We start from the raw sequence: 26,171 nt of genomic DNA, 5'->3' as shown, positions 1-26,171 counted from the left end.
AGCGGAGGAGCCGGGCCGTCGGCGTGCCAGGACCGCGCGGCCGTCAGCCGTGGCCGTCACCGGTCAGTGGCGGCCGTCCCAGAAGTCCGTCAGCGCGGCGGCGGTCTCCAGCGGCCGGTCGGTGTTGGGCGAGTGCTGGGCGCCCGTGACGACCGTCCTGCGTGCTCCGAGCCGCTGCGCCATGGCGTCGAGCAGCGGCACCGGCCAGGTGTCGTCCCGCTCTCCGGACAGCACATGCTTCGGCAGCGGCCGGACGGCGGCCAGCTCGTCCACGCGGTCCGGCTCCACGGTGAGCTGACGGCCGGTGGCGATGAGCTGGGCGGGATTGGTCCGCAGCCAGCGTCTGCGCAGATCGGCACCGTCGACAGGGGTCTCCTCCGGCGGCTCCATCGCCCGCATGGCCTCCCAGACCTGCTCCATCGACATGGTCGCGAGCGCGTCGCCGAGCAGTTTGACCCGTTGCCGCTGGACCGGTGCGACCTCCGCCGGCCCGGAGGACATCAGCGTCAGCGAGAGGAACGGGCCGCGGTCCAACAGGACGGCGGCGCGGGCGATCTGTCCTCCGAGCGAGTGTCCGAGCAGATGCACCGGAGTCCCGAGGGCCTCCGTCTGCGCCAGTACGTCCGCGGCCAACTCGCTCTGTGTGTATGCCTCTTGGGTGTCCGGTCCCCCGGTCTCGTACTGACCGCGGCCGTCCACGGCGACGGCTCGGTATCCGGCCTCGGTCAACGGTTCCAGCAGCGCGATGAAGTCCTCCTTGCTCCCGGTGAATCCGGGCAGCAGCAGAACGGTTGCCTGTGGCGTGCCGGTGGCCGGCCGCGCGTCGAGCACGGCGAACCGGCCGCGGCGGGTCGACAGGCCGAAGGCGCGGGCGCAGGGTGGCGGGATGAAGGTGGGCGGCCGACTCATGCGACGAGATTAGGCCCTGTACCGGACACGGCGCCGCCCGTCCCGAGGACCGGAACGGCTCCTCCCGTGCGGCGCCCGGCCAGGCGCGAGCGCCGGCTCAGTACTGCGACTGCAGGTGCTGCCAGAAGCCGTCCCGCAGCGACCGCCGCAGCATCGCGTGGCCCCGCAGCGACCGCTGGAGCAGCTTCTCCGCCTCGATCAGCAGATCCTGGTCCACCGGCCCCGGCAGATACGGATGGCCCGGCAGCAGCTCACCCATCGCCTCCCGTCCGCGCTCGGCCAGCCAGGTCGCGGCGATCTGCGCGCCGATGAAGCGGACCTGGTCGCGGGAGGGCGGCGGCTCGCCCTCGTGCTCGTACGTCGTGACGGGACGCCGGGTGACATACGGGCGGCAGAAGTCCAGGTCGAAGGTGCGCTGGCTGTCGACCTCCCAGAGCAGCGGTTCCGCCTGGTTACGCCCTTCTCCGGCCTCGATGCCCCAGAGGTGGACCCGGGCGCCGTATCCCTGGGCGGCCTCGACGGCGGACACCAGGTCCTCGTCGCCGCCGACCAGCGCCGCGTCGCTGATGGCCCGGTGCCGGGCGAGCGATTCGAGATCCGTGCGGATCAGTGAGTCGACGCCCTTCTGCTGGTTGTTGGCGTTGAGGTTGCCGAGTCTGACCTTGACGTCGGGCAGCTCGGCGATGGACTGCTGCTCGGAGGTGTGGATCCGGCGCCTGGCGCCGTCGTACCAGTAGACGCGGAGCAGCCGGCTGTCCGCGAAGATGATCCGGGCCTTGTCGATGAACGCCTCGATGAGCCCTTCGGCGTCGAGGTCGAAGGCACGCCGGTCTTCGGTGCCCGCTACAAGCAACCCCGCCGCAGCATAGACGTAACCCGCGTCGACGAAGATGGCATGTGTGGACGGGGTCTTCGCGACTTCGGCGAGCATGCGCTGGAGCAGCTCATTGGTGCGCTCCAGCCGGGCGCCGATGTCGGTGATATCCGGGTTGATGTCTGCCTCGTTCATACGCGGTTCATTCTCTGTGGACGACACCGTACCCGCCAGTAGTTGGCCGACGAAAGAATTTCGTTAGCGTAGGGAATGTTTGCAGAGAGCAAGCCGTTGTAGAGACATGTAACAACGACGGTTTTGCCCGTCACCAGTAGTTCTCCAGCAGGAGGATCAGACGAAGGGAGAAGCCTTGCGCTTCGAAATCATGCGACTCGACGACGTCGACGGCTCCGCCGTGGACAGCACCGTTGTGGACGCCGCCTCCGTCAACCGGATAGTGCAGCAGGCCGCCTCGATGGGCCAGCGCATCTATATCCGCCCGGCCGAGACCTCGGCCGCCTCATAATTCTGACGCCACTTCTCACGACTGACGAAGCGCCCCTGTACGGATCACTCGTACGGGGGCGCTGCTGTGTCAGGCACCGCGCACGACCTGAGTGACACCGTTGATGATCTGCTGCACGGCGATCGCCGACAGCATCATCCCGGCCAGCCGGGTCACCAGCACCACACCGCCGTCCTTGATCAGCCGGATGATCAGCAGTGAGTAGCGCATCGTCACCCAGAGCACGGCGTGCATGGCGGCTATCGCGGCCCAGACCGAGATCTGCGCCGTCGCTCCGTCCGCGTGCTGCACGGCGAGGATGACGGACACGATGGCACCGGGCCCCGCGAGCAGCGGCATGCCCAGCGGTACGAGCGCCACATTGACGTCCTTGGTCTGCTTGGGTTCCTCGTTCTTCCCGGTCAGCAGGTCGAGCGCGATGAGCAGCAGAAGCAGGCCACCGGCGATCATCAGCGCCGGCACGGAGACATGGAGATAGTCCAGGATCTGCTGGCCGAGGACACCGAAGACACTGATCACGCTGAAGGCCACGGCCACCGCCTGCCAGGCCATGGACCGTCTGACCTTGGCGGGCCGGCCGGAGGTGAGCGCGAGAAAGATCGGCGTGATCCCGGGCGGGTCCATGATCACGAACAGGGTGAGGAAAAGGGATCCGAAGACGGCGAAGTCGAACACAGTTAAGGGCCTTGCGAGGAGTGAGCGGGAAAGAGGCGGCTTGACGGACCGCGGGACAGCGGCCGGGCCGGAAGGCAGACCCGGAGCGCGGGACGGAGGAGGTCAGGTCCTGTCCGGTGCCGGGCCCTGTCCGCCCGCGCCGGGGACGGGGAACGCGCCGGAGGCGCGCCTGGTGATCTCCCCGTAGATCTCCGGGTCGGTGGTGCAGGCGCCGAGCTCCACGGGCTTCCGGCTGCCGTGGTAGTCGCTGGACCCGGTGGTCAGCAGCCCGAGGCCGGCGGCCAGGGCGCGCAGCCGGGCCCGGGTCGGTTCGTCGTGGTCCGTGTGGTCGACCTCGATGCCGTCGAGACCCGCGGCGGCCAGCAGCTCGATCGCGGACTCGGGTACGACCTCGCCGCGTGTGACGGCCTGCGGGTGCGCGAAGACGGTGACACCGCCGGCGGCCTTCACCAGGCGGATCGCGTCGAAGGGGTCGAACTCGTGTTTTCCGGCGTACGCGCGTCCGCCGTCGGCCAGCCACTCGGGCGTGAAGGCGTCGGAGACGGTCTCGACGACACCGAGTTCGACGAGTGCGGTGGCGATGTGCGGGCGGCCGAGGGAGGCGTCACCGGCGATGCGCGCCACCTGCTCCCAGGTGATGGGCACGCCCAGCTCCTGGAGCTTGCGGACCATGGTCCGCGCGCGCGGGACACGGTCGTCCCGTACCAGCTCGCGCTCGCGCAGCAGTTCGGGCTCGGACGGGTCGAAGAGGTACGCGAGCATGTGCAGCCCGGTGCCGTCGAGGCGGCAGGACAGTTCGGCGCCGGTGACCAGGGTGAGTTCCCGGTCCAGGCCGGCGAGGGCCGCGATCGCCTCGGCATGGCCGCGGGTGGAGTCGTGGTCGGTCAGCGCGATGACGTCGAGCCCGGCGGCGGCCGCGTGGTGGACCAGCTCGGCCGGGGTGTCCGTACCGTCCGAGGCCGTGGAGTGGGTGTGCAGATCGATGCGCACGACGCGTACTCCGGGGGCTCGGGGCGGACAGGGGACGCTCCAGGATAACGGGAGATTCGAACACCCTGTCCTTGGCCACGATCCGCCGGCCGCCGGCCCTCCGGCACGGGGCCGCGGTCAGGACAGCAGCCGCTGCGACAGCGCTCCGCACGGCAGCAGTTCGGCCTCCGCGCCGACGTCCCGCACATCGGTCAGCACCAGCTCGTCGTAGAGCAGCAGCCCCGACTGCTCGGGCCAGACGATCGCCCAGAGCCAGAGCCCGAGCGCCTCGCCCGCGAAGACCGCGCGGTCCGCCGGAGCCTTGGCGACATGCCAGAGCGGAGTGGGCCGGCCCGCCGCGAGCAGCTTGGTCCCCGGCGGCTTGTCCACACAGATGTCCGGACCCGGGTCGGGACCGTCGATCCCGGCGTAGTGCGCACCGAGCCCGACGCCCAATTCCTCCGCGACCAGGAGGAGTTCACCTCTGCCGCCGAGCGGGCCGGGACCCGAGCAGGCCACCGCGGTGGCGCGGCCTCCGCTGCGGTCGTCGCCCGCGTACGCCACTCCCGCGAAGAGCCAGCCGACCGGCAGCGGCCAGGGCATCCAGACCGGGACCCGGGCGCGGTGCACCACGACGGCTAGGGCTTCGACGCTGGGCGGTATCACGGGCTGGAGCGGATATACAGGACCGTGTTCGTCGCACTGCCAGGAGTCGGCGAAGAGACCGGGCGCCCTGACTCGGCCACCGCACTTCGGGCAACTGGGTTCGCCCCTCATAGCGACCCACGGTCCTCCCCGGCCGACCTCGCGTCAAGACGATCAACCGCCTGACGGAGGACTCGACCGGGAAAGATAGATGTAACATGCACTAGTTAGCGCGCCTAACTCACTAGGTGCATACCGCATCGATGCGGCCGGGCGTCCCTTCGTGGTCGCCGTCGTCGCCGCGGTCGCGGCCGTCGTCGGCGCCGCGCGCCGAGCCACCGGGCCGCGGACCTCCGGCCGGCCCATACCACCGAGGACAGCGTCTCGGTCCTCGTCAACTGACCGGCGCCACGAGACCGTTCGGCGCCACGGGCCCGGACACGGCGGTAGTCGTCAGTCCAGCGCGACGGATCGGCGCAGCGGATCGCGCAGATCCGTGCCGTGCGCCAGCCATCGCTCCTGAAGCTCCTGGGCGCCTCTGACCCGTTTCCAGGCCGCCTCGTTGGGAGTCATCGGCAGCAGCGGCAGAAAGCGCACCGGCTCCAGCGGCGGATCCAGCTCCAGGTCCTCGACCAGTCCGCCGGGCTCACCGACCAGTACGGAGCTGAACGGCGCACCGGGCCACAGCGGTTCACCGAGGTCGAGCGAGCCGCCGGGAGCCACGATCACGCCCTCGACCTGTGGAGAGGCGGCCAGCACGGCCAGCGGTCGCAGTACCTGTCCGGTGTCGGCGAGCCCGGCCCGCACCGACAGCACCAGCTCGGCTCTCGGCCCCGAGAGCGGCGGCGCCGCGTACGGGTTCACCGGAGCGTGCGGACCAGGTCCGCCGGTGAGCGTCTCGGCCGGATCCGCCATCGGCTGCGCCGACATCCCGAGAGTGACATACCTCACCACGTCGGTGCCGCCCTGGGAGTCCCGGAAGCGCAGCACCTCGATGCGGTCCGTGCCCAGGAAGGTCACGGCGGCGCGCGCGTCCGGCTCACCCAGCGCCGTCCGCAACCGGGCCTCGACCAGAGCAAGAATTTCTGCCATGCCGGGAGCATAGAACGCGTATGGATGGGGGATGGGAAGGGATTGGCCTCCTGTGGACTGATAGTCTTGGCCGCTGGTCGGGACAGCACGCGCAAGCGTCGCCCTCAGGTCCCGACGACACGTCATCCCCTACGGGGGACCGGCCGGAGGAGGTGGGGCTGCGGTGGATCGAAGTCACCCGGCCAGTACCAGCCGCTCTTCCGCACGACTCCTTTCTTCTGTGGCCTGAGGCTCCGTCCGCCCAGCCCGCGGCAGGTAGCACGCCGGAAGAGCACTTCTTTCATTGCTTGTGTTTTTGCCTGTCTGAAGCGAACGCCGTCACCGTGACCCCGCGGTGCCGCCCGCTTTGCGGACGTACGCACACACGTCCCCATTCCGGGCTGTGCCACGCCTCACCGACGGCCTCTCCGTGAAGGAGCCCGCCATGTCGATGATCCGTGACCTGCGCGCAGCGGTCCGCCCGTCCCTGCGCAAGACCAGCGCCGCGTACAGCAAGTACGAGACGTACGACGCCACCCGTGACCCGTCCGCGTCGAGCGCGGTCGTCGACTGCGCCGTCTACCGCGACGGGCGGCGGGTCGTGAAGGACCCCTGTGTCACCCCGCACGAGGCGATGCTGCGCGTACGCGAGGGCGGCGGATTCGCCTGGATCGGCCTGCACGAGCCGACCGAGGCGGAATTCGCCGGTATCGCGGCCGAGTTCGGACTGCACCCGCTGGCGGTGGAGGACGCCGTACACGCGCACCAGCGGCCCAAGCTGGAGCGCTACGACGACACCCTGTTCACCGTTTTCAAGACCATCCACTACGTCGAGCACACCGAACTGACCGCGACCAGCGAGGTCGTCGACACCGGTGAGGTCATGTGCTTCACCGGCCGGGACTTCGTCATCACCGTCCGCCATGGCGGCAAGGGCTCGCTGCGCAATCTGCGCCACCGTCTTGAGGACGACACCGAGCTGCTCGCCAAAGGGCCCTCGGCCGTGCTGCACTCCATCGCCGACCATGTCGTCGACGGTTACATCGCGGTGGCGGGCGCCGTGCAGGACGACATCGACGAGGTCGAGATCGATGTGTTCTCCGCGCCCGCGAAGGGCAGCCCGCGCGGCTCGGACGCCGGCCGGATCTACCAGCTCAAGCGTGAGGTGCTCGAATTCAAGCGGGCCGTCTCTCCGCTGCTGCGGCCCATGCAGCTTCTGAGCGAGCGGCCGATGCGGCTCGTCGATCCCGACATCCAGAAGTACTTCCGTGATGTCGCGGACCATCTCGCCCGGGTGCACGAGCAGGTCATCGGCTTCGACGAACTGCTGAATTCGATCCTCCAGGCCAATCTGGCGCAGGCCACCGTCGCGCAGAACGAGGACATGCGCAAGATCACGTCCTGGGCGGCCATCATCGCCGTACCGACGGCGGTCTGCGGGATCTACGGCATGAACTTCGACCACATGCCGGAGCTGCACTGGAAGTTCGGCTATCCGATGGTGCTGGTCGCGATCGGCGTCGTCTGTCTGACGATCCATCGCACGCTCAAGCGCAACGGCTGGCTCTAGGCCCTGTCTGACACATCCCGCCTGGCCTGCGACGTCTGGCACGCACGCTCACCGCGTTGTCGGAGTCATCCGAGTACGTCCAGTACACGGATGATCCTCCGCCTTGGGATCGCACGCACCAGACGTCGCAGGCCCCGCCCTCCGGGCGGACGGCGCCATGTGTCAGACACGGCCTAGGTCAATACATCCAGGATGTGTCCGACGGCGAGCGGCACCATGGCCGCCGCGAGCCGGGCGGCCGTGGTGCCGCCTCCTTTAAGCTGCGCGCATGACTGAACCGCAGCTCGGCCAGGCGCTCGTCGAGGAGGCCACCAAGAAGTCCGGCCTCGTCTGGGTGCGCGGCTCGGGACCCGAACGCGCGCTGTGGCACGTCTGGCACGAGGGCGCGGCGTATCTGGTCGGAGACGGCCCCGGAGAGCAGCCGCTGCCGGACCTCGCCGACGGCTCCGCCGCCCAGGTGACCGTACGCAGCAAGGACAAGGGCGGCCGGCTGGTCGCCTGGACCGCGGCCGTCACCGAGCTCGCACCGCACTCGACGGAGTGGGAGACGGCCGTCGCCGAGCTGAAGGGCAAGCGGCTGAACGCGCCGGACGCGGAGCTGATGACGGAGCGCTGGGCGCGTGAGTGCCGGGTGCTGCGACTGTCGCCCCGGGACGCGATCACCGAGCTGCCACACGGCTCTCTGGCGGCGCCGCCGCTGCCGACCGGGGCGACGACCCGGGAGCCGGTACCGGCCTCGCTGGGACGCCTGTTGTTCCGGCGCGCGAAGCGCCGCTGAGGGGGCGTTCCGACAACGCGGCGAGGCGCCGTAGCTGTCGTCGTCGCGCGCCCGCCGGTGATGACGGGACAGCCCTCAGGGCTGTCCTAACCCTCGGCACCCTCGGCACCCGGCAGCCTGCTGCCGTAGTCGACCGTCTGTCCCTTGGCCGGGGCCTCCAGCGGGAAGTCCTGGCCCCAGTCGGCGAGGGTGAGCGTGCCGGCGCCGCCCGCGCGCACCAGTTGCAGCGGGTACGGCGTGCCTTCGAGCGAGACGTCCAGCGTCCCGCCGTCGCCCTCACTGCCGCTGATCTTGATGGTCCGTACGCCGCCGATCTTGTCGCGGGCACCCTTGTCCAGCTTGCCGTGCAGCGTCAGCAGTCCGTCGAGCAGGGTCTTCATGTCCGTGAAGCCGCTGAGCTGCTTGTACGAGGGATCGTCCTCCGGGACCTTCACATACTTGTCCTGGAGCTTGCCCGCGACCTCGGTGTCCGTGTCGTCGGGCTCGGCGCTCTCCTCGCTGTGGCCGCCCGCGTGGTCCCAGAAGTCGGCGTCGGCCTTGAGGAAGAGCGCGTCCTCGATGCGCAGAAGCTGGAACGTGCTGTTCTTCGTGGTGACGGACCCGATGCCGCCGCTCTCCTTGAGCCGCATATTGAGCTTGTACGTCTGCCCCTGGCTGACCAGCGAGCCGGAGAGCCGGACCGCGTCCGTGCCGTCCGCCGCCGTCTGCGCCTTTCTCTTGATCTCGGTGGCGGAGAGCTTGCCGACACCGTTCGTCCCCGCGTCCGGATCCTCACCGCATGCCGTGAGCATCGTCGCCAGCCCCGCGCAGATCGCGACGGGGAGAGCGGCCCGGCGGGCACGGCCGGACGACAGAAAACCGGTCACAGACGCACTGCCTCTCGTACACAGTGGGGGTGGCAGACCGCAGCGTACCCGGGCCGGAAGCACCACTCGACAGAGAGCCGGAAGGGTGCTTCCGCCCGGGCGTATCGCAGCGGTACGGGCTAGCCTGAACCCGTTATCCCGCCGGATAGCTGGACAAGCGAGGACAAGGAGGCGCTCCTCATGGCGGCAGGCGTCCCTCGTGTCTTCGTCTCTCATCTCGCCGGTGCGCCGGTCTTCGATCCCAGCGGCGACCAGGTCGGACGGGTCCGCGACCTGGTGGCGGTCCTCCGCGTCGGCCGCCGTCCGCCACGACTGCTGGGACTGGTCGTCGAGGTGCTCAGCAGGCGGCGGATCTTCCTGCCCATGACACGGGTCACCGGTATCGAGTCGGGTCAGGTCATCACCACGGGTGTGGTCAACATGCGGCGCTTCGAACAGCGTCCGACCGAGCGCCTCGTCCTCGGTGAGCTGCTCGACCGCCGGGTGCGGCTGGTGGACAGCGGCGAGGAGGTGACCGTCCTCGATGTCGCCGTCCAGCAGCTTCCCGCACGGCGCGACTGGGAGATCGACAAGGTCTTCGTACGGCGCGGTCGGAAAGGCGGCGCGCTCAGGCGGCGCGGCGAGACGCTGACCGTCGAGTGGTCCGCGGTCACCGGTTTCTCGCTGGAGGAGGAGGGACAGGGCGCGGAGAATCTCGTCGCCACCTTCGAGCGGCTGCGTCCGGTCGATCTGGCCAATGTGCTGCACCATCTCTCGCCGAAGCGGCGGGCCGAGGTGGCCGCGGCTCTCGACGACGACCGGCTCGCGGACGTCATGGAGGAGCTGCCGGGCGACGACCAGGTGGAGATCCTCGGCAAGCTCAAGGAGGACCGCGCCGCCGACGTGCTGGAGGCGATGGACCCGGACGACGCGGCCGATCTCCTCTCCGAGCTGCCCGAGGCCGACAAGGAGCGGCTGCTGACGCTGATGCGGCCGGGAGACGCGGCGGACGTGCGGCGGCTGATGTCGTACGAGGAGCGCACCGCGGGCGGTCTGATGACGACCGAGCCGATCGTGCTGCGGCCCGACGCGACGGTGGCGGACGCGCTGGCCCGGGTGCGGCAGCACGACCTCTCGCCCGCTCTGGCGGCGCAGGTCTATGTGTGCCGGCCGCCGGACGAGACACCGACGGGCAAGTACCTGGGCACGGTCCACTTCCAGCGGCTGCTGCGGGAGCCGCCGTTCACCCTGGTCAGTTCGATCGTGGACAGCGATCTGCCGCCGCTCGCTCCGGACACTCAACTGCCCGCGATCACCGGCCATCTCGCCGCGTACAACATGGTCTCGGCGCCGGTCGTCGACGACAGAGGCTCGCTGCTCGGCGTGGTGACGGTCGACGACGTACTGGACCACCTGCTGCCCGACGACTGGCGGGAGACCGGGTTCCGCGGCCTGGAGGAGGCCGCCCGTGGCGGCTGAGCGGCCCGACCGGGACGGTGGCCGGGAGCGGTCCAAGGCCGGGCCCGGAGGCGGCGCGACGGCGCTGGTACGTGGCTCGCGAGGCCGGCTCGACCAGCCACTGGACCGGCGGCGCAGGCTGCTGCCCGACTACGACCCGGAGGCGTTCGGGCAGCTCTCGGAGCGGGTCGCGCGCTTCCTGGGGACGGGCCGCTTCATCGTCTGGATGACCCTGATCGTCACCGTGTGGGTCGTCTGGAACATCACGGTGCCCAGCGGCTGGCGCTTCGACCCGTATCCGTTCATCTTCCTGACCCTGGTCCTGTCCCTCCAGGCGTCGTACGCCGCGCCGCTGATCCTGCTGGCGCAGAACCGCCAGGACGACCGGGACCGGGTCACGCAGGAGCAGGAGCGCAAGCAGAACGAGCGCTCGATCGCGGACACCGAGTATCTGACGCGGGAGATCGCGGCGCTGCGGATGGGCCTCGGCGAGGTCACCACGCGCGACTGGCTCCGTTCGGAACTCCAGGACCTGGTGAGGGACCTGGCAGACCACCACCTGGTCTTTCCGGCGGAGACGGGACACGGACGAGACGAAACCGACCGCTGAGGCTTTCCTGGGCGGGCACCTGGCGCCGTACCATCTCGGTATGGCTACCGAGACGTACGGAACCGCCGTCCCCGCGGAAGAAGCGGTGCGTGACGCGCTGGCGACGGTGAACGACCCCGAGATCCACCGGCCCATCACCGATCTCGGCATGGTGAAATCGGTGGACATCGGAGCCGACGGCGCGGTGGCTGTCACGGTCTACCTCACGGTGTCCGGCTGCCCGATGCGCGACACCATCACGCGGAGCGTGTCGGAGGCGGTCTCCCGGGTGGCGGGTGTCACCCGGGTCGACGTCACGCTGGATGTGATGAGCGACGAGCAGCGGCGCGAGCTGGCGTCCTCGCTGCGTGGCGGCACCGCCGAACGGGAGGTGCCGTTCGCCAAGCCCGGCTCGCTGACGCGGGTGTACGCGGTGGCGTCGGGCAAGGGCGGTGTCGGCAAGTCCTCGGTGACGGTCAACCTGGCGGCGGCGATGGCGGCCGACGGGCTGAAGGTCGGAGTGGTCGACGCGGACATCTACGGACACAGCGTGCCGCGGATGCTCGGCGCGGACGGCCGGCCCACTCAGGTCGAGAACATGATCATGCCGCCGTCCGCGAACGGCGTGAAGGTGATCTCCATCGGTATGTTCACGCCCGGCAACGCTCCGGTGGTGTGGCGCGGTCCGATGCTGCACCGCGCGCTCCAGCAGTTCCTCGCGGACGTCTACTGGGGCGATCTGGACGTGCTGCTGCTGGACCTGCCGCCGGGCACCGGAGATATCGCGATCTCGGTCGCGCAGCTCGTGCCGAACGCCGAGATCCTGGTGGTCACCACGCCGCAGCAGGCCGCGGCCGAGGTCGCGGAGCGGGCCGGCTCCATCGCCGTACAGACTCATCAGAAGATCGTCGGAGTCGTCGAGAACATGTCGGGCCTGCCGTGCCCGCACTGCGACGAGATGATCGATGTCTTCGGCACCGGCGGCGGCAAGCTGGTCGCCGACGGGCTGACGAAGACGACCGGCGCCACGGTCCCGGTGCTGGGCGCGATCCCGATCGACGTACGGCTGCGGGAGGGCGGCGACGAGGGCAAGCCCATCGTGCTGTCCGACCCGGACTCGCCGGCGGCCACCGCGCTGCGCGAGATCGCGAGCAAGCTGGGCGGCCGGCAGCGCGGTCTGTCGGGCCTGTCGCTGGGAATCACCCCGCGCAACAAGTTCTGAGGCCCACGAGATACGTCCTGGGCGCGGCCGCTCCGCGCGGCCGCGCCCAAGGGCTGTCCGGCTCACGCCCTGTCAGGAGGCGTAGGCCGCGATGTCGTCGATCGCCGAGAAGCCCAGGCCGTAGGCGCTCATCCCACGCCCGTACGCTCCCAGGTGCACCCCGCTCCGCGTCGATCCGGCCAGCACCCAGCCGAACTCGGACTCGCGGTAGTGAAAGGGCGTCGGCTCCGCGTCGACCGGCAGCGAGAGCGCCGACCAGGCGGCTCCTTCCAGATCGTCGGCCAGCTCGAACGCGGCCTCCGTCTGCTGGGACAGCCAGTCGTCGCGCAGGGTGTGGTCGAGCTGCACGGGCCAGATGGAGGACAGCAGGCCCGAACCGGCCAGCCAGGCCGCCGAGGAGGCCGTCGTGGCATCGAGATGCCCGGTGCCGTCACCGCTGCGCCGGACGGGGCTGGTGGCCACTGTGACGACCACCGCGAAGCGTTCCTTCAGCCCGCCCGACGCGTCCGGTCTTATCGACGGCACCTCACCATGGCCCGTCGAGCCGTGCTGCACCTTGCCGTCGGCGGTGACGCCGACCTGCATCAGCCAACGCGGTCCCGTGAACGCGTCATCCAGTCCGTACCAGGGAAAAGCGGCCCGCCGATAGGCCTCGACGGTACGCGTCTTCGCCGCCGGCCCTCCCTCGGCGGTGGATGAGCTGGCCACGTTCCGCGCCCCTGCCCGACTCGTCGTCTCCATCTGGCCGGCGCCTCCTCGATCTCGTGAGTCCGGAGCGGCCCGCCCCCGACGGGCGCCTCACTGCCGGACAGATGGAGGATAGCCACCCAGTCCCGACTCTCAGGGATTGATCGGGCTCAGGTGGCGTCGGCGTCGAAGGGCGGACGGTCGCTCTGCTCGGGCTTCTCACGCTTCTTCAGCAGGTCGGGAGTACCGGACGAGCCGTTCGCGGCGGCGACCGGAGCCACCGTGTCGGACGCGGCAGAGCCACTCTCATGGCCGTTGACCGCGTCCGCGACATCCGCCATCTCCTTGCGGAGGTCGAAGCTGCCGGTGATCTCCTTCAGCCCCAGATCGTCGTTGTCCAGAAGCTGCTTGCGGACGAACGTCTTGGGGTTGAGGTCCTCGAAGTCGAAGTCCTTGAACTCCGGGCCCAGCTCGGATCGGATGTCCTGCTTGGCGTTCTCGGAGAACTCGCGGATCTTCCGGATGAAGCGGGAAGCATCCTGAATGACCTTGGGCAGCTTTTCCGGGCCGAAGACAAGTACGGCGAGGACCACGAGCGTCACAAGCTCTAGTCCGCCAATGTCATTGAACACCTTGCCGCTCCTTGTCTTCTCGTTGCCCGCAGACCGGACGATGCCGTCCTGGCCTGAGATGGGTCAAGGGCCGGGCCGCTCCACGGTACCTGCCGGACCTGTCCGGGCGGTACCTTCGGGTGACCGTCAGGTGCCGTCCGCGGAGCCCAGGGACAACGTCATGGTCCGCTTTTCGCCGCCGCGGACCACGGTGAGCTCCAGCCGGTCTCCCGGCCGGTGGGCGCGGATCTTGACGATCAGCTCCTCGCCGCCGTGCACCCGCTCGCCGTCCACCTCCGTGATGACGTCTCCCGGCCTGATACCGGCCTTGGCGCCGGGGCCGCCGGCGATCACCGCCGGACCGCCGTCGGCCGCCTTCGTACCGACCCGGGCGCCGTCACCGGCGTACTGCATGTCGAGGTTGACGCCGATCACGGGATGGGTGGCCCTGCCGGTGTTGATCAGTTCCTCCGCGACCCGCTTGCCCTGGTTGATGGGTATGGCGAAGCCAAGTCCGATGGATCCGGACTGACCGGCCTCGGGATCGGCGCCGGTGTCCGCGGCACGGATCGCGCTGTTGATGCCGATGACCCGGGCCCGGCTGTCGACCAGCGGGCCGCCCGAGTTGCCGGGGTTGATCGGTGCGTCGGTCTGCAGCGCGTCCACGTAACTGATGTCGCTGCCGTCGCCCTTCTCGCCGCCGGCGGTGATGGGCCGCTGTTTGGCGCTGATGATCCCGGAGGTCACCGTGTTGGACAGGTCGAAGGGAGCACCGATGGCCACGACGGGGTCGCCGACCCGGACATTGTCCGAGTTGCCCAGCGGCAGCGGCTTGAGCCCGGAGACTCCGGTGACCTTCACGACGGCGAGGTCATAGCCGCTGTCCTTGCCCACGAGCTTCGCCCTGGCGGTCTCGCCGCCGCTGAACGTGACGGATATCTCGCCGGAGGAGGACGCCGGCTGGACGACATGATTGTTCGTCAGGATGTGGCCCTGCCGGTCCAGGACGAAACCGGTGCCGGTGCCCTGTTCGCCGCTGCCACTGACATGCAGGGTGACGACGCTGGGCAGGGCGCTGGCCGCGATGCCCGCGACGCTGTCGGGAGCGCGGCCGCCGGTCTCCGGGCCCGCCTGAGGGAGTTCGACGTCGGTGAAGCCGCCGTTGCCTTCGACGTACGCGCCGACCGCGCCGCCCAGCACACCGGTGACCAGCGCCAGCAGTACCGCTCCGGCCAGACCGGACCGGCGCCGCCTCCGCGGCGGCTCGCCGTACCGCGTCAGGGGCTGCTGGCCGGACGCGCTCCACGGGTCGTACTGCGTCCACCGCGGCGATCCCGGAGGAGCCTGCGGCCGCATGGGCGGGAGCTGATGAGGCGGCTGCGGAAGAGTCTGGACCCGCGGCGCGGGATCGTCTCCCGGGCCCTGGGGCGCCGCGTACGGAGGCGGCGGCGGAGTGCCGTGCGCCGGAGTGGGAACAGGGCGCTGCACGGGAGGAGCGGGCGCCCAGGGGCCTGGCCCGCCGTAGGGCGGTGTGCTGTAGGCGTCGGGCTCGTGCAGCGGCTTCGGCCGCGCCTGCTGGGGTACTCGCTGAGTCACCTGGTGAGGTACGGAGGCTTCGCCGGCGGACACCGGGCCGGGCAGTGGTCCCGGCTCACCCGATATCAGGGGCGGCTCGCCGGGCGCAGGAGCCGCTTCGCGAGACGGCGTCTCGCCGTGCCGGGACGGCGGTACCTCGGGCTCCGCCGGTGTCCCGTGTCCCGCCGAGGGACGGCTCCACCACTTCGCCTTGGGCCCGGTGGGCTTCCCGTCGTCCATGCTCTCCCCGCAACTGCCGTTCCGCGCCCCGGCGGGGGCACCCCTGCGAAAGATTCAACCAGGTTTACGAATGTCCGCGCAGGGACGTGGTCAGCGCCGGGACGAGAACGGCGCGGCCGGCAGCGTCGGTGCGGCGAGCCGGGTGGGGCTGGGAGTGGCGGTCGGAGTGCCGGACACGTCGTCGATCTGGAGCGCCATGCCCGTGGGCCGCACCAGCGGCAACGGCGCGGAGCCGGTCAGAATCCCCGGCGTGAACGAGCGCTCGGAGAGCGTCTGTGCCTGGAGCATCCCGGGAGGGGCCGTGGGGGCCGGGCGGTCGACGAACTGCGGCAGGATTCCATCGCCGCCGCCGCTCTGGCGCCGAGTGGACTCCGTACCGGCGGAGACCGGAGCCGTGCTCCCGGCCGGGGCCCGCATGGGAGTGACGTTGTTGCCCGCGCCACGCGGCAGGACATCGCCGGGCGTCCCGAGCGGCAGAGTGCCGCCCAGCGCCATCGCGGCGAAGGACACGGCACTGGCGGCCGCGAAGGCGAACCGCCGCCCGCGCCACGGCGAGCGCTCAGCCTCCTGGCGCGCGACCTCGTGGATACGGAAACCGGAGCCGCCGGGGATCACGCCGGCGTGCGGGCCCACCGGGGCATAGCCGAAGCCGTCCGTGGACACTCCGAAGACGCCGTCACCGAAGCGTCCTCCGTCGAACAGACCTCTGCCGTCGCCGTCGTCCCCGGACGCTCCCCCCGGCAGCCCCTGGAGCCTGGCGAGCAGCCCGGCGGAGGGCGGCGGTGGAGCGGACTGCGCGAAAACGTTCTTCAGCCGGCGCTGGGCGTCGGCCTCTGCCTTGCACTTGGCGCAGGTCGCCAGATGGGCCAGCACACGCTCACGCGCGTCATGGTCCAGCTCTCCGTCGACCAAGGCGGCGAGTCGGTCCCCCAGGTGCTGCTCAGCGGGGGTCGGGCCGGTGCCACTCACGCCGATCCGCCCTCCCCCGCCACGCACACGAAGGCGCGCTGCTCGGCCCGGGCCTCGGGAGAACGGTGCTGCAGGGCCTTGCGGAGATGCGAACGGCCACGGTGGATCCTGCTGCGCACGGTGCCGAGCTTCACACCGAGCGTGGCCGCGATCTCCTCGTACGAGAGCCCCTCGATGTCGCAGAGCACCACCGCCGCCCGGAATTCGGGCGCGAGGGTGTCCAGCGCCTGCTGGACGTCCGCGTCGAAGTGCGTGTCGTGGAAGACCTGCTGAGGCGAGGGCTCCCGGCTGGGCAGCCGCTCCGCCGCGTCGTCACCGAGCGCGTCGAAACGGATCCGCTGCTTGCGCCGGACCATGTCGAGGAAGAGATTGGTGGTGATGCGGTGCAGCCAGCCCTCGAAGGTGCCGGGGGTGTAGGTCGACAGCGAACGGAAGACCCGGACGAAGACCTCCTGGGTCAGGTCCTCGGCGTCGTGCTGGTTGCCCGTGAGGCGGTAGGCGAGGCGGTAGACACGTCCGCTGTGCGTGCTGACGATCTCCTCCCAGGTGGGAGGCGTCCACGCCTGCGATTCCGCATCCGATGCGAAGGTCGCTGTAACTGCGGAGTCGATGGAGCGAGAACGGTCAGCAGTGTTGGTCACGGATTTCGGCTCACCAGCCGACCTGAGAAGACGCCTGAGCACTCCTCCCCGATCCACAGGCGCAGCCGCACCTCCCCTATCGGCTCTGGTGGTGTCCAGTGGAGCCCCTACCATAGCCACTCCGCCCGTTAGCTCCGGATAAGAATCTTTACGCGCATTTGGGGTCGGTCCCCTGTGCCGATCCATGCCATTCCCCGCTCTGCACAACGCCTGGTCCCATCTGCGGGTTCCCGAGCGCAGCGGATACAGTCACCGTTGCGCCGCCAACGGGACAAGGAGAGGGTCATTACCGCCAACCGGCAGACGAGCTGGGCGTTCGCCGACGCCTTTGTCGCCGAGGACGAAGCACTCCGCTGGGCCCGGGACCGGGCCCGTGAGGCGGGCCTTCGCTCGGTGTCACCAGGCACCGGCGCCGCGCTGCGTCTGCTCGCCGCCACGCTGGACGCGAAGGCGGTCGCCGAGATCGGCACCGGTACCGGTGTCTCGGGGACGTATCTGCTCCAGGGCATGCGGCCGGACGGCGTCCTGACCACGGTCGACACGGAGCCCGATCGCCAGCAGTTCGCCCGGCAGGCGTTCCGGGCCGCCGGCTTCACGGGAAACCGCGCGCGCTTCATCCCCGGCCGCGCCCTGGATGTGCTGCCCCGGCTCGCGGACGGCGGATACGACCTCGTCTTCTGCGACGGCGACCGGCTGGAGTGCCTCGACTATCTCGATGAATCGTTGCGTCTGCTCAGGCCCGGCGGGCTCATCTGCTTCGAAGGCGTGTTCGCGAACGGCCGGACGGTGGATTCGGCGGCCCAGCCCGCCGAGGTGCTGCGGCTGCGGGAGCTGCTGCGGACCGTACGGGAGAGCCCGGAGCTGCAGCCGTCCCTGCTGCCGGTGGGCGACGGACTGCTCTGCGCCGTACGGCGCGGCTGAGGCCGTCCGGCACGGCCTTCCGTACGCCTCTTACCGACCCGTGCCCGCGCGCCCGCACGACAAGGCGCTGCCCCGGCGCGGAGTGATCCGTGCCGGGGCAGCGCTGGTGTCGATCCGGGGGTGACCAACGGCCCCGAAGACTGTGAGCGTTCCGCTCAGCCGACGACCTTCTTCAGAGCATCGCCGAGCGCATCCGCCTCGTCCGGAGTCAGCTCGACGACAAGCCGACCGCCGCCTTCGAGCGGAACGCGCATGACGATGCCCCGCCCCTCCTTGGTCACCTCGAGCGGGCCGTCGCCCGTTCGCGGCTTCATGGCCGCCATGCTCGTTCCCCTTCCTGAAACCAGCTCATCACCGCCGGCGGCCCCATGACAGGCGCTGTGTCACCGGCATCGAACACGTTGCTTCAGGCCCATTATCCCGCATGGCGTGACCCGATGACCAACATCGGACGGCATCGCTTGCGCAACGCGCTCACGCAAAACCACTCAATTCGGCGATCCGCCTGCGATACTGCGCCGCCATGACCCCGGCGGGAACCCGACTTTCTTGGACGCAGGTCACATGCCCCCTCGGTGATCTCCGCCATGCTGGGCCCGGACAGGACTGCCCGAGCCGCGAAGGGGACCCGATCATGGCCGACACCGTGCTGTACGAGGTGAGTGACGGACTCGCAACGATCACGATCAATCGGCCCGAGGCCATGAACGCGATGAACATCGCGGCCAAGGTCGCTCTGCGGGACGCGCTCCGGGACGCGGCGGCCGACGCCGCCGTGCGCGCGGTCCTGCTGACCGCCTCGGGCGACCGGGCCTTCTGTGTGGGACAGGACCTCAAGGAGCACACGGCCCTGCTCGCGGCCGACCGGGAGGCGGGCACCAGCCGGACGATGGATACCGTCCGCGAGCACTACAACCCGGTCGTACGGGCGATCACGGAGATGCCCAAGCCGGTGGTGGCCGGGGTCAACGGGGTCGCGGCGGGCGCGGGCCTCGGCTTCGTCCTCGCCGCGGACCACCGGGTCGTGGCGGAGACGGCCTCGTTCAACACGTCCTTCGCGGGCGTCGCGCTGACCGCGGACTCCGGGGTCTCCTGGACGCTGCCGCGGCTGATCGGACGGGGCCGGGCCACCGATCTGCTGCTCTTCCCACGGTCGGTGTCCGCGCGGGAGGCGTACGAGCTGGGCCTGGCCGACAAACTGGTCCCCGCGGCCGGCCTGGCGGCGGAGGCGGCCGCCGTGGCCCGCGCCCTGGCCGGAGGTCCGACACTGGCGTACGCGGCGATCAAGGAGTCCCTGGCGTACGGCGCGGAGCACTCACTGGCCGAGACGCTGGAGAAGGAGAACGAACTCCAGACGAGCGCGGGCGCGTCGGAGGACCACACGATCGCGGTGCGGGCGTTCCTGGCGAAGGAGCGGCCGAAGTACGTGGGCCGCTGAGGCGGTTGCACGGGGGTCCCGCCGACCGGGGCTCCCCGTGCCGCACCCGCCTTCCGGCACGCGGCGCGGAGCCCTCCGCCGGGCTCTCAGGCGGCGCGGAACTCGCAGCCGGCCAGATGGTCGTTGACCAGACCGCAGGCCTGCATGAGGGCGTAGGCGGTGGTGGGGCCCACAAAGCGGATGCCGCGTTTCTTGAGGGTCTTGGCGAGCGCCGTGGACTCGTCCGTGACCGCCGGGATGTCGGCGGTCGTCCTGGGGGCCGGGCGCTTCGCCGGATCGGGAGCGTACGACCAGATCAGGGCCTCCAGCTCGCCGGTGGACCAGTCTTCGAGGACGCGCGCGTTGGCGAGCGTGGCGTCGATCTTGGCGCGGTTGCGGATGATGCCCGGGTCGGCGAGCAGCCGCTCCCGGTCCGGGTCACCGAACTCGGCGACGGACGCGATCCTGAACGAGGCGAAGGCGGCGCGGAAGCCCTCCCGCCGGCGCAGGATCGTGATCCAGGACAGCCCGGACTGGAAGGCCTCCAGACAGAGCCGCTCGAACAGGGCGTCGTCGCCGTGGACCGGGCGGCCCCACTCGGAGTCGTGGTAGGCGACATAGTCCTCGGCCGACAGGCCCCACGGACAGCGCGCTCTGCCGTCGGGGCCCACCACCGCGCCGACGCCGGTCACAGGCCCGTCTCCTCGCCCGGCTTCTTGAAGAGGTCGACGGAGGACACCGCCGTCGCCTGGACTCCGGCCAGCGCCGCCTCCAGTTCCGCGATCCGCGCGTCCCGCTCGGCGAGCTCCGCGCCCAGCCGGCTGAGGACGTCGTCCACATCCGCCATCCGGTAGCCACGCATGCCGACCGGCAGCCGGACCGCCTCGACATCGGCGCGGCCCACCGGGCGGTGCGGAGGCAGCGGGTCCACCAGCCGTTCCGGACTGGCTTCGGGCAGGACCGCTCGGTCACCGCCGCCGACGACCGCGAGCGTGACCGCGGCGACGACCACGACCATCGCGATGAGCAAGAACAAGAACACGAGCTTCTCCCCGGGCTGCGAAACGTCCGGTGCCGATCGTGCCATGAGCCACCGACAGTGAAGACGGTTAAGGTCGCAGGCGGAACGGACGCGAGGAGGAAACACGGCATGCGCGGCGGGACTCTGCGGCTGGGGCGTCGGGAATTCGACGCCCATGAGCCGGTGATCATGGCGATCGTCAACCGGACCCCGGACTCCTTCTACGACCAGGGCGCGACGTTCCGCGACGAACCGGCCCTGGACCGTGTCGAGCAAGCGGTGTCGGAGGGTGCCGCCATCATCGACATCGGCGGCGTGAAGGCGGGGCCGGGCGAAGAGGTCACGGCCGAGGAGGAGGCCCGCCGTACGGTCGGCTTCGTCGCCGAGGTCCGCCGCCGTTATCCGGACGTGGTGATCAGCGTCGACACCTGGCGGCACGAGGTCGGCGAGGCGGTCTGCGCGGCCGGCGCGGACCTGCTGAACGACGCGTGGGGCGGGGTCGACCCGCGGCTCGCGGAGGTCGCCGCACGGTACGGCGCGGGGCTGGTCTGCACCCATGCCGGCGGAGCCGAGCCGAGGACCCGGCCGCACCGGATCGCGTACGACGACGTGATGGCCGACATTCTGCGCGTGACGCTCGGACTGGCCGAGCGCGCCCTGGAACGGGGCGTCCGCCGGGACGGGATCATGATCGATCCCGGTCATGACTTCGGCAAGAACACCCGCCACTCGCTGGAGGCGACCCGCAGGCTGGGCGAGATGGCCGAGACCGGCTGGCCGGTGCTGGTCTCGCTGTCCAACAAGGACTTCGTCGGCGAGACGCTCGACAAGCCGGTCAAGGAGCGGGTGATCGGCACGCTCGCGACGACCGCGGTGTCGGCCTGGCTCGGAGCGCGTGTCTACCGCGTCCATGAGGTGGCGGAGACGAAGCAGGTGCTGGACATGGTGGCGGCCGTCGCCGGTCACCGGCCCCCGGCGGTCGCCCGCCGAGGGCTGGCCTGAGCCGCCGGGTCAGTTCCCGGTCTCCTTCGTGACCAGCGCCACCGCCTCTTCCACGTCGTCCGTGACATGGAAGAGCAGCAGATCCTTCTCGGACGCCTTGCCCTGCGCCACGACCGTGTTCCGCAGCCACTCGACGAGCCCGCTCCAGTACGCCGTGCCGAACAGCACGATCGGGAAGCGGGTGACCTTGCGGGTCTGGACCAGGGTGAGCGCCTCGAACAGCTCGTCCAGCGTGCCGAGACCGCCCGGCAGGACCACGAAGCCCTGCGCGTACTTCACGAACATCGTCTTGCGGACGAAGAAGTAGCGGAAGTTCACACCGATGTCGACATGCTGGTTCAGCCCCTGCTCGAAGGGCAGCTCGATCCCGAGGCCCACGGAGACACCACGGGCCTCCCGCGCTCCTCTGTTCGCGGCCTCCATCGCGCCGGGCCCGCCGCCCGTGATCACCGCGAAGCCCGCCTCGACGAGCGCCCCGCCGATCCGGATCCCCGCCTCGTACTCCGCGGAGCCGACCGGTGTGCGGGCCGAGCCGAAGACGCTGATGGCACTGGGCAGCTCGGCGAGTGCGCCGAAGCCCTCCACGAACTCCGACTGGATGCGCATCACTCGCCAGGGGTCGGTGTGCACCCACTCCGAGTCGCCCTCCGTGTCCAGCAGCCGCTGATCGGTCGTGCCGGGCTGCACCTGCTCCCGGCGGCGGATCACCGGTCCGAGCCGCTGTTCCTCCGGCTTCTGCGCTCCGTCAGGCATGCCCATGATCTGCTCCCTCCGCTGCTGTGCCTTGCTCTGGGCAAGGGTAGGACCACGGACGTGACAAACGGCGAAATCGCGGCAGTCCGTCCGGCGCTCACTTCCCGTACGTCCTCACCCGGTGAGCCAGTCACGGAGCCGGTTCTCGCAGTGGGTGATCCGCTCGACGGCCACGCGCTCGTCGCGCTTGTGGGCGAGCAGCGCGTCGCCGGGGCCGTAATTGACGGCGGGCACTCCGAGCGCGCCGAACCGCGAGACATCCGTCCAGCCGAACTTGGGCTGCGCCGTACCGCCCACGGCGGCCATGAAAGCGGCCGCGGCGGGGTGCGACAGGCCGGGCAGGGCCGCACCCGAGTGGTCGTCCACGGTGAACTCGGCGACCCCGCAGTCCGCGAAGACCTCCCGGACATGCGCGAGGGCCTCCTCCTCGCCACGGTCCGGGGCATAGCGGTAGTTCACGACGACGGTGCACGCGTCGGGGATGACGTTGTTGGCGACGCCCGCCTCGATCCGTACGGCGTTGAGGCCCTCCCGGTACTCCAGACCGTCGATGACCGGCCGCCGCGGTTCGTACGCGGCGAGGCGGTCCAGGATCGGCGCGGCGGCGTGGATGGCGTTGGACCCCATCCAGCTACGCGCGGAGTGTGCCCGCTCCCCCGTCGTACGGAGAAAGACCCGCAGCGTGCCCTGGCAGCCGCCCTCGACCTGGCCGTCGGACGGCTCCAGCAGTACGGCGAAATCGCCTTCCAGCCAGTCCGGATGGGCCTCGGCCACATGTCCGAGCCCATTGAGATGTGCGGCGACCTCTTCGTTGTCGTAGAAGACGAAGGTGAGGTCGCGGTTGGGCTCCGGGACCGTCGCGGCGATCCGGAGCTGTACGGCCACCCCCGACTTCATGTCGCTCGTGCCACAGCCCCACAGCACCCCGTCGGCGTCCAGCCGGGAGGGCACGTTGCCGGCGATCGGGACCGTGTCGATGTGCCCGGCCAGGATGATCCGCTCGGCGCGGCCCAGCCGGGTGCGCGCCACGACGTTGTTGCCGTGCCGGTCGACGGTGAGATGCGGCAGGGCGCGCAGCGCCTGCTCGATCGCGTCGGCGAGTGGCTTCTCCTCGCCGCTGACCGACGGGAAGTCGACCAGGCGCGCGGTGAGCGCCGGGCCGTCCAGAGTGAGGTCGAGCATGGTCTCAGACATGGTTTTGACCCTACGGGCTGTCCCGTGGTTCTCCTCGCGCCACCGGCCTTCCTCCCGGCGCGGCCGGCCCGTCCCGGGCGGCCAGGACCTCGGCGTCGGCGCCGTCCGACTCCAGTACGGTGGGCGCGTGTCCGAGACCGCCTCTCCCTCCCGTCGCGGCCGCCTCCTGCGTATCGCAGCCGCCCTCGCCGTGCTGCTGGCCCTGGCCGCGTATGTGGCGGTGCAGTACACGACAGGCGGCGGAGGCGCGCCGCGGTGCCTGGTCCGGTCCCAGGACGCCTCGGGCGGCGACAGGCCCAGCTACGAGATGTCTCCGGAACAGGCCGCGAACGCGGCGACGATCTCCGCGGTCGGCACCTCGCGCGGGCTGCCCGAGCGCGCGGTCACCATCGCGCTGGCGACCGCACTCCAGGAGTCCGCGCTGCGCAATCTGAACCATGGCGACCGGGACTCGCTGGGGCTCTTCCAGCAGCGTCCCTCGAAGGGCTGGGGCACCGCGGCCCAGATCCGCGATCCGGCCTACGCGGCGGGACAGTTCTACGACCATCTCGCCAAGGTCCCCGGCTATTCACGGCTGCCGCTCACCGTGGCGGCCCAGCGCGTCCAGCGCAGCGGTTTCCCGCAGGCGTACGCGAAGCACGAGCCGGACGCGGCGCTGCTGTCCGCGGCGCTCACCGGCCGGTTCGCCGCCTCGCTCACCTGTTCGGTACCGAACGACAGCGTGCCGGGAGACCCGGCGAAGGTACGGACGGCGCTGGTGCGGGCCTTCGGGTCCGGGGTGCTGCCGCCGGACGAGGCCGCCGGCCGGTCCGGGGCCTCGCGCACGGCCGCCGGTGTGTCCGTGCCCGTACCGGCCGCGGCGGACGCCGGCGAGCGCGGCGAATCGGCCGGCGACGGTCCGGCGCCCTCGCGGCGCGGCTGGGAGCTGGCGCACTGGGCGGTGGCTCAGGCCGCCGCCCTGCGGATCAACGAGGTCAGCTACGCGGGCCGGACATGGAGCGCGAAGGACGCGGAACGCGGCTGGCAGGAAAAGGACGATTCGACCGGGCCCGGCGCCGGAGAAATTCGAATTCGCACCGCGCAGTAGTGCGAGGGATCGCCCGGACGAGCGGGCTCCGGTCCGACCGCACGATATTTCTTCCGATGATTCGGATCAGCACACTCCCACTCGCCGAATCCCTTGCGAATCAAGGGAAGTGACGGTTCGTCATGCTCTCCCGAACGGCATCGTTTGCCCGTTTTTATCCGTAGCCGATAATGCGACGCATTACCAACTCTTTACCCTTGCTCGCCGCAACCTTCGCGGCCCTTTGAGGGGTTGTCACTGCGTCCGATCGACGGACAAGCACTGTTTCCCTCCCGCCAAAGGAGCATCATGTCCCTCCCCCTGACCCGTCGGATCGCCCGTGCCGCGCTGCTCATCGCCGCGGGTGCGGCCCCCGTGGTCGGAGCGGCCGGTTCCGCGAGCGCGGCGGAACTTCCCCAGACCACCGGCCTGGGTGCGGTGAGCGCGCTCGACGGCGCCGCGGTGGGCGACACCGTCGACAGCGGCGCCCAGAAGGCGACCGAGATGGCGGGCGAAGCCGGCAGCAAGGCCGTCAAGAAGACCGTCCCGGCGGCCGGCAAGACCATCGGCAAGGCCGGGAAGACGGCGACGCCCGCCGCGCAGAAGCTGGCCGGTGACACCGCGGGCAGCGCCGGTGACGTGCTGGGCGAGACCGCCTCGACCGCCACGAAGGGCGCCGCACCGGCCGGCGCGCTCGGCGGCGGCCTGCCGACCGGCCGGCTCCCCGTCCAGGGCCTGCCGCTCGGCTGACGCACACCGCACCCATACACACGCGAGCGGGCCCGGGGAGTACGCGCTCCCCGGGCCCGCTCGTGCGCCGTCGACCGGCGCGTCCGGCGTCAGCCCAGCCGCTTGACCGCCGCGTCGATCCGCTCGTCGGTGGCCGTCAGCGCCACCCGTACGTGCCGCTCTCCGGCAGGACCGTAGAAGTCGCCGGGCGCGGCCAGGATGCCCAGCTCCGCGAGATGGGCCACGGTGTCCCAGCACGGCTCGCCCCGCGTCGACCAGAGATAGAGGCTGGCCTCGCTGTGGTCGACACGGAAACCGTGCGCCTCCAGCGCGGCGCGCAGCGCGGCGCGGCGAGCCGCGTACCGCGCCCGCTGCTCCCGTACGTGCGTGTCGTCGCCGAGGGCCGCGGCCGTCGCCGCCTGCACCGGCGCCGGGACCATCATCCCGCCGTGCTTGCGGATCTGGAGCAGCTCACCCAGGACGGCCGCGTCGCCCGCGAGAAACGCGGCGCGGTATCCGGCGAGGTTGGAGCGCTTGGAGAGGGAGTGGACGGCGACGATCCCGTCGTACGTACCACCGCGGACGTCCGGATGGAGCACGGAGACGGGCTCGGCCTCCCAGCCCAGCTCCAGATAGCACTCGTCGCTGAAGACGAGCACACCGTGCTCACGCGCCCAGGCCACGATCCTGGCCAGCTCTTCGGCGGGCAGCACCTCGCCGGTCGGATTCGACGGCGAGTTGAGCCAGAGGAGTCTCAGACCCGCCGGGTCCAGCTCCGTCGGGTCGTCGTACGGGACGGGCTCGGCGCCGCACAGCCGCGCTCCCACCTCGTACGTCGGGTACGCGAGGCGCGGATGCGCGACACGGTCGCCCGCGCCCAGCCCGAGCTGCGTGGGCAGCCAGGCCACCAGTTCCTTGGAACCGACCACCGGCAGTACGTTCGCGTGTGTCATGGCGCCCGCGCCGAGCCGGCGTTCGGTCCACCCGGTCAGCGCGTCACGCAGCTCGGCCGTCCCCCACACCGTCGGATATCCCGGCGAGTCGGCCGCCGCCACCAGAGCCCGCTGGATCAGCGCGGGAACCGGATCGACCGGAGTGCCGACGGACAGGTCCACGATCCCGTCCGGATGGGCCGCGGCCGTCGCCTTGTAGGGCTCCAGCTTGTCCCAGGGAAAGTCGGGAAGGCGCGAAGAGACTGCGGACACGGTGCTCACTCTTTCTGGTACCTCGTGCGGGTGGAAACGCCACGGTCCCGCACGGCCGGAGAGCCGTGC

Annotated in this window: 29 protein-coding genes; 11 read left to right on the top strand and 18 right to left on the bottom strand. The window is 70.6% G+C overall.

Going from position 1 to position 26,171, the window contains the following annotated elements; all coding sequences use genetic code 11:
• Positions 1 to 63: 63 nt before the first annotated feature.
• Both PV679_RS17975 and PV679_RS17970 read right to left on the bottom strand, forming a co-directional pair.
• Positions 64 to 909, bottom strand: coding sequence for an alpha/beta hydrolase (locus PV679_RS17975; protein WP_319681302.1), 846 nt, complete (start codon positions 907 to 909; stop codon positions 64 to 66).
• 97 nt (positions 910 to 1,006) lie between these two features.
• On the bottom strand, positions 1,007 to 1,918 hold the full coding sequence (locus PV679_RS17970) for an NYN domain-containing protein (protein WP_319681301.1): 912 nt from the start codon (positions 1,916 to 1,918) through the stop codon (positions 1,007 to 1,009).
• 175 nt (positions 1,919 to 2,093) lie between these two features.
• Here PV679_RS17970 and PV679_RS17965 point away from each other — a divergent pair, with 175 nt between their 5' ends.
• Entirely contained in the window at positions 2,094 to 2,249 is a 156-nt protein-coding gene (locus PV679_RS17965; RefSeq protein WP_319681300.1) for a hypothetical protein, read from the top strand.
• A 69-nt stretch (positions 2,250 to 2,318) separates the two neighbouring features.
• Here PV679_RS17965 and PV679_RS17960 read toward each other — a convergent pair whose 3' ends face one another.
• The 4 genes from PV679_RS17960 to PV679_RS17945 form a co-directional block, all read right to left on the bottom strand.
• Positions 2,319 to 2,924, bottom strand: coding sequence for a MarC family protein (locus PV679_RS17960; RefSeq protein ID WP_319681298.1), 606 nt, complete (start codon positions 2,922 to 2,924; stop codon positions 2,319 to 2,321).
• Between the two features lie 102 nt (positions 2,925 to 3,026).
• Positions 3,027 to 3,914: a PHP domain-containing protein gene (locus PV679_RS17955; protein WP_319681297.1), complete on the bottom strand. Its 888-nt coding sequence runs from the start codon at positions 3,912 to 3,914 to the stop codon at positions 3,027 to 3,029.
• A gap of 117 nt (positions 3,915 to 4,031) precedes the next feature.
• Positions 4,032 to 4,670: a DUF6758 family protein gene (locus PV679_RS17950; RefSeq protein WP_319681296.1), complete on the bottom strand. Its 639-nt coding sequence runs from the start codon at positions 4,668 to 4,670 to the stop codon at positions 4,032 to 4,034.
• 321 nt (positions 4,671 to 4,991) lie between these two features.
• The gene (locus PV679_RS17945; RefSeq protein ID WP_319681295.1) at positions 4,992 to 5,630 is read right to left on the bottom strand and encodes a suppressor of fused domain protein; all 639 of its coding nucleotides are present in this window, start codon (positions 5,628 to 5,630) and stop codon (positions 4,992 to 4,994) included.
• Positions 5,631 to 6,054: 424 nt separating this feature from the next.
• Between PV679_RS17945 and PV679_RS17940 the strand changes: the two genes are divergently transcribed.
• Both PV679_RS17940 and PV679_RS17935 read left to right on the top strand, forming a co-directional pair.
• Complete coding sequence (locus tag PV679_RS17940) at positions 6,055 to 7,179, top strand: magnesium and cobalt transport protein CorA (RefSeq protein ID WP_319681294.1); 1,125 nt, start codon at positions 6,055 to 6,057, stop codon at positions 7,177 to 7,179.
• 268 nt (positions 7,180 to 7,447) lie between these two features.
• A complete protein-coding gene (locus PV679_RS17935) occupies positions 7,448 to 7,957 on the top strand; it encodes a hypothetical protein (protein ID WP_319681293.1) in 510 nt (169 codons plus the stop codon).
• Positions 7,958 to 8,043: 86 nt separating this feature from the next.
• Here PV679_RS17935 and PV679_RS17930 read toward each other — a convergent pair whose 3' ends face one another.
• Positions 8,044 to 8,823 (bottom strand): hypothetical protein, encoded by a 780-nt coding sequence (locus PV679_RS17930; protein WP_416069743.1) that lies wholly within the window; start codon positions 8,821 to 8,823, stop codon positions 8,044 to 8,046.
• Between the two features lie 180 nt (positions 8,824 to 9,003).
• Here PV679_RS17930 and PV679_RS17925 point away from each other — a divergent pair, with 180 nt between their 5' ends.
• The 3 genes from PV679_RS17925 to PV679_RS17915 are packed head-to-tail and all read left to right on the top strand — an operon-like array spanning position 9,004 to position 12,071.
• On the top strand, positions 9,004 to 10,281 hold the full coding sequence (locus PV679_RS17925) for a magnesium transporter MgtE N-terminal domain-containing protein (protein WP_319681292.1): 1,278 nt from the start codon (positions 9,004 to 9,006) through the stop codon (positions 10,279 to 10,281).
• The gene (locus PV679_RS17920; RefSeq protein WP_319681291.1) at positions 10,271 to 10,870 is read left to right on the top strand and encodes a DUF1003 domain-containing protein; all 600 of its coding nucleotides are present in this window, start codon (positions 10,271 to 10,273) and stop codon (positions 10,868 to 10,870) included. Before PV679_RS17925 ends, PV679_RS17920 begins: the two co-directional genes overlap by 11 nt.
• 40 nt (positions 10,871 to 10,910) lie before the next feature.
• A complete protein-coding gene (locus tag PV679_RS17915; protein WP_319681290.1) occupies positions 10,911 to 12,071 on the top strand; it encodes an Mrp/NBP35 family ATP-binding protein in 1,161 nt (386 codons plus the stop codon).
• 72 nt (positions 12,072 to 12,143) lie between these two features.
• Here PV679_RS17915 and PV679_RS17910 read toward each other — a convergent pair whose 3' ends face one another.
• The 5 genes from PV679_RS17910 to sigE form a co-directional block, all read right to left on the bottom strand.
• Complete coding sequence (locus PV679_RS17910) at positions 12,144 to 12,812, bottom strand: hypothetical protein (protein WP_319681289.1); 669 nt, start codon at positions 12,810 to 12,812, stop codon at positions 12,144 to 12,146.
• A 116-nt stretch (positions 12,813 to 12,928) separates the two neighbouring features.
• The gene (locus tag PV679_RS17905) at positions 12,929 to 13,390 is read right to left on the bottom strand and encodes a sec-independent translocase (RefSeq protein WP_319681288.1); all 462 of its coding nucleotides are present in this window, start codon (positions 13,388 to 13,390) and stop codon (positions 12,929 to 12,931) included.
• A gap of 126 nt (positions 13,391 to 13,516) precedes the next feature.
• Positions 13,517 to 15,184: a S1C family serine protease gene (locus PV679_RS17900; RefSeq protein ID WP_319681287.1), complete on the bottom strand. Its 1,668-nt coding sequence runs from the start codon at positions 15,182 to 15,184 to the stop codon at positions 13,517 to 13,519.
• Positions 15,185 to 15,274: 90 nt separating this feature from the next.
• Entirely contained in the window at positions 15,275 to 16,153 is an 879-nt protein-coding gene (locus tag PV679_RS17895; protein WP_319681285.1) for an anti-sigma factor family protein, read from the bottom strand.
• The gene (gene sigE, locus PV679_RS17890) at positions 16,150 to 16,908 is read right to left on the bottom strand and encodes an RNA polymerase sigma factor SigE (RefSeq protein ID WP_319681284.1); all 759 of its coding nucleotides are present in this window, start codon (positions 16,906 to 16,908) and stop codon (positions 16,150 to 16,152) included. The genes PV679_RS17895 and sigE overlap by 4 nt, the downstream gene beginning before the upstream one ends.
• A 141-nt stretch (positions 16,909 to 17,049) precedes the next feature.
• Here sigE and PV679_RS17885 point away from each other — a divergent pair, with 141 nt between their 5' ends.
• Complete coding sequence (locus PV679_RS17885) at positions 17,050 to 17,715, top strand: O-methyltransferase (protein ID WP_319681283.1); 666 nt, start codon at positions 17,050 to 17,052, stop codon at positions 17,713 to 17,715.
• A 155-nt stretch (positions 17,716 to 17,870) separates the two neighbouring features.
• Here PV679_RS17885 and PV679_RS17880 read toward each other — a convergent pair whose 3' ends face one another.
• Positions 17,871 to 18,038 carry a DUF3117 domain-containing protein gene (locus tag PV679_RS17880; RefSeq protein WP_003966491.1) on the bottom strand — a complete coding sequence of 56 codons (168 nt, stop codon included), beginning with the start codon at positions 18,036 to 18,038 and terminating at the stop codon, positions 17,871 to 17,873.
• A 311-nt stretch (positions 18,039 to 18,349) separates the two neighbouring features.
• On the opposite strand from PV679_RS17880, the gene PV679_RS17875 reads away from it, so the two are divergent.
• Positions 18,350 to 19,153 (top strand): enoyl-CoA hydratase/isomerase family protein, encoded by an 804-nt coding sequence (locus PV679_RS17875; protein ID WP_319681282.1) that lies wholly within the window; start codon positions 18,350 to 18,352, stop codon positions 19,151 to 19,153.
• Positions 19,154 to 19,239: 86 nt separating this feature from the next.
• Here the strand turns inward: PV679_RS17875 and PV679_RS17870 are convergent, their stop codons facing one another.
• On the bottom strand, positions 19,240 to 19,824 hold the full coding sequence (locus tag PV679_RS17870) for a DNA-3-methyladenine glycosylase I (RefSeq protein WP_319681281.1): 585 nt from the start codon (positions 19,822 to 19,824) through the stop codon (positions 19,240 to 19,242).
• Positions 19,821 to 20,174: a DivIVA domain-containing protein gene (locus PV679_RS17865; protein WP_319681280.1), complete on the bottom strand. Its 354-nt coding sequence runs from the start codon at positions 20,172 to 20,174 to the stop codon at positions 19,821 to 19,823. The genes PV679_RS17870 and PV679_RS17865 overlap by 4 nt, the downstream gene beginning before the upstream one ends.
• A gap of 108 nt (positions 20,175 to 20,282) precedes the next feature.
• On the opposite strand from PV679_RS17865, the gene folP reads away from it, so the two are divergent.
• A complete protein-coding gene (gene folP / locus PV679_RS17860) occupies positions 20,283 to 21,155 on the top strand; it encodes a dihydropteroate synthase (protein ID WP_319681279.1) in 873 nt (290 codons plus the stop codon).
• Positions 21,156 to 21,164: 9 nt separating this feature from the next.
• Here folP and PV679_RS17855 read toward each other — a convergent pair whose 3' ends face one another.
• Positions 21,165 to 21,914 (bottom strand): TIGR00730 family Rossman fold protein, encoded by a 750-nt coding sequence (locus tag PV679_RS17855; RefSeq protein ID WP_319681278.1) that lies wholly within the window; start codon positions 21,912 to 21,914, stop codon positions 21,165 to 21,167.
• A 108-nt stretch (positions 21,915 to 22,022) separates the two neighbouring features.
• On the bottom strand, positions 22,023 to 23,102 hold the full coding sequence (gene dapE, locus PV679_RS17850; RefSeq protein ID WP_319681277.1) for a succinyl-diaminopimelate desuccinylase: 1,080 nt from the start codon (positions 23,100 to 23,102) through the stop codon (positions 22,023 to 22,025).
• 127 nt (positions 23,103 to 23,229) lie between these two features.
• On the opposite strand from dapE, the gene PV679_RS17845 reads away from it, so the two are divergent.
• Complete coding sequence (locus tag PV679_RS17845; RefSeq protein WP_319681276.1) at positions 23,230 to 24,189, top strand: hypothetical protein; 960 nt, start codon at positions 23,230 to 23,232, stop codon at positions 24,187 to 24,189.
• A 288-nt stretch (positions 24,190 to 24,477) separates the two neighbouring features.
• A complete protein-coding gene (locus PV679_RS17840) occupies positions 24,478 to 24,918 on the top strand; it encodes an ATP-binding protein (RefSeq protein WP_319681275.1) in 441 nt (146 codons plus the stop codon).
• Between the two features lie 89 nt (positions 24,919 to 25,007).
• On the opposite strand, the gene dapC is transcribed toward PV679_RS17840, so the two are convergent.
• On the bottom strand, positions 25,008 to 26,102 hold the full coding sequence (gene dapC, locus PV679_RS17835) for a succinyldiaminopimelate transaminase (RefSeq protein ID WP_319681274.1): 1,095 nt from the start codon (positions 26,100 to 26,102) through the stop codon (positions 25,008 to 25,010).
• Positions 26,103 to 26,171: the final 69 nt, after the last annotated feature.

The sequence above is a fragment of the Streptomyces sp. AK02-01A genome (genome assembly GCF_033795305.1).
Classification (GTDB): Bacteria; Actinomycetota; Actinomycetes; order Streptomycetales; family Streptomycetaceae; genus Streptomyces.
Note: the sequence above shows the minus strand (reverse complement) of the source record. Positions and strands in the feature narration are given on the sequence as shown.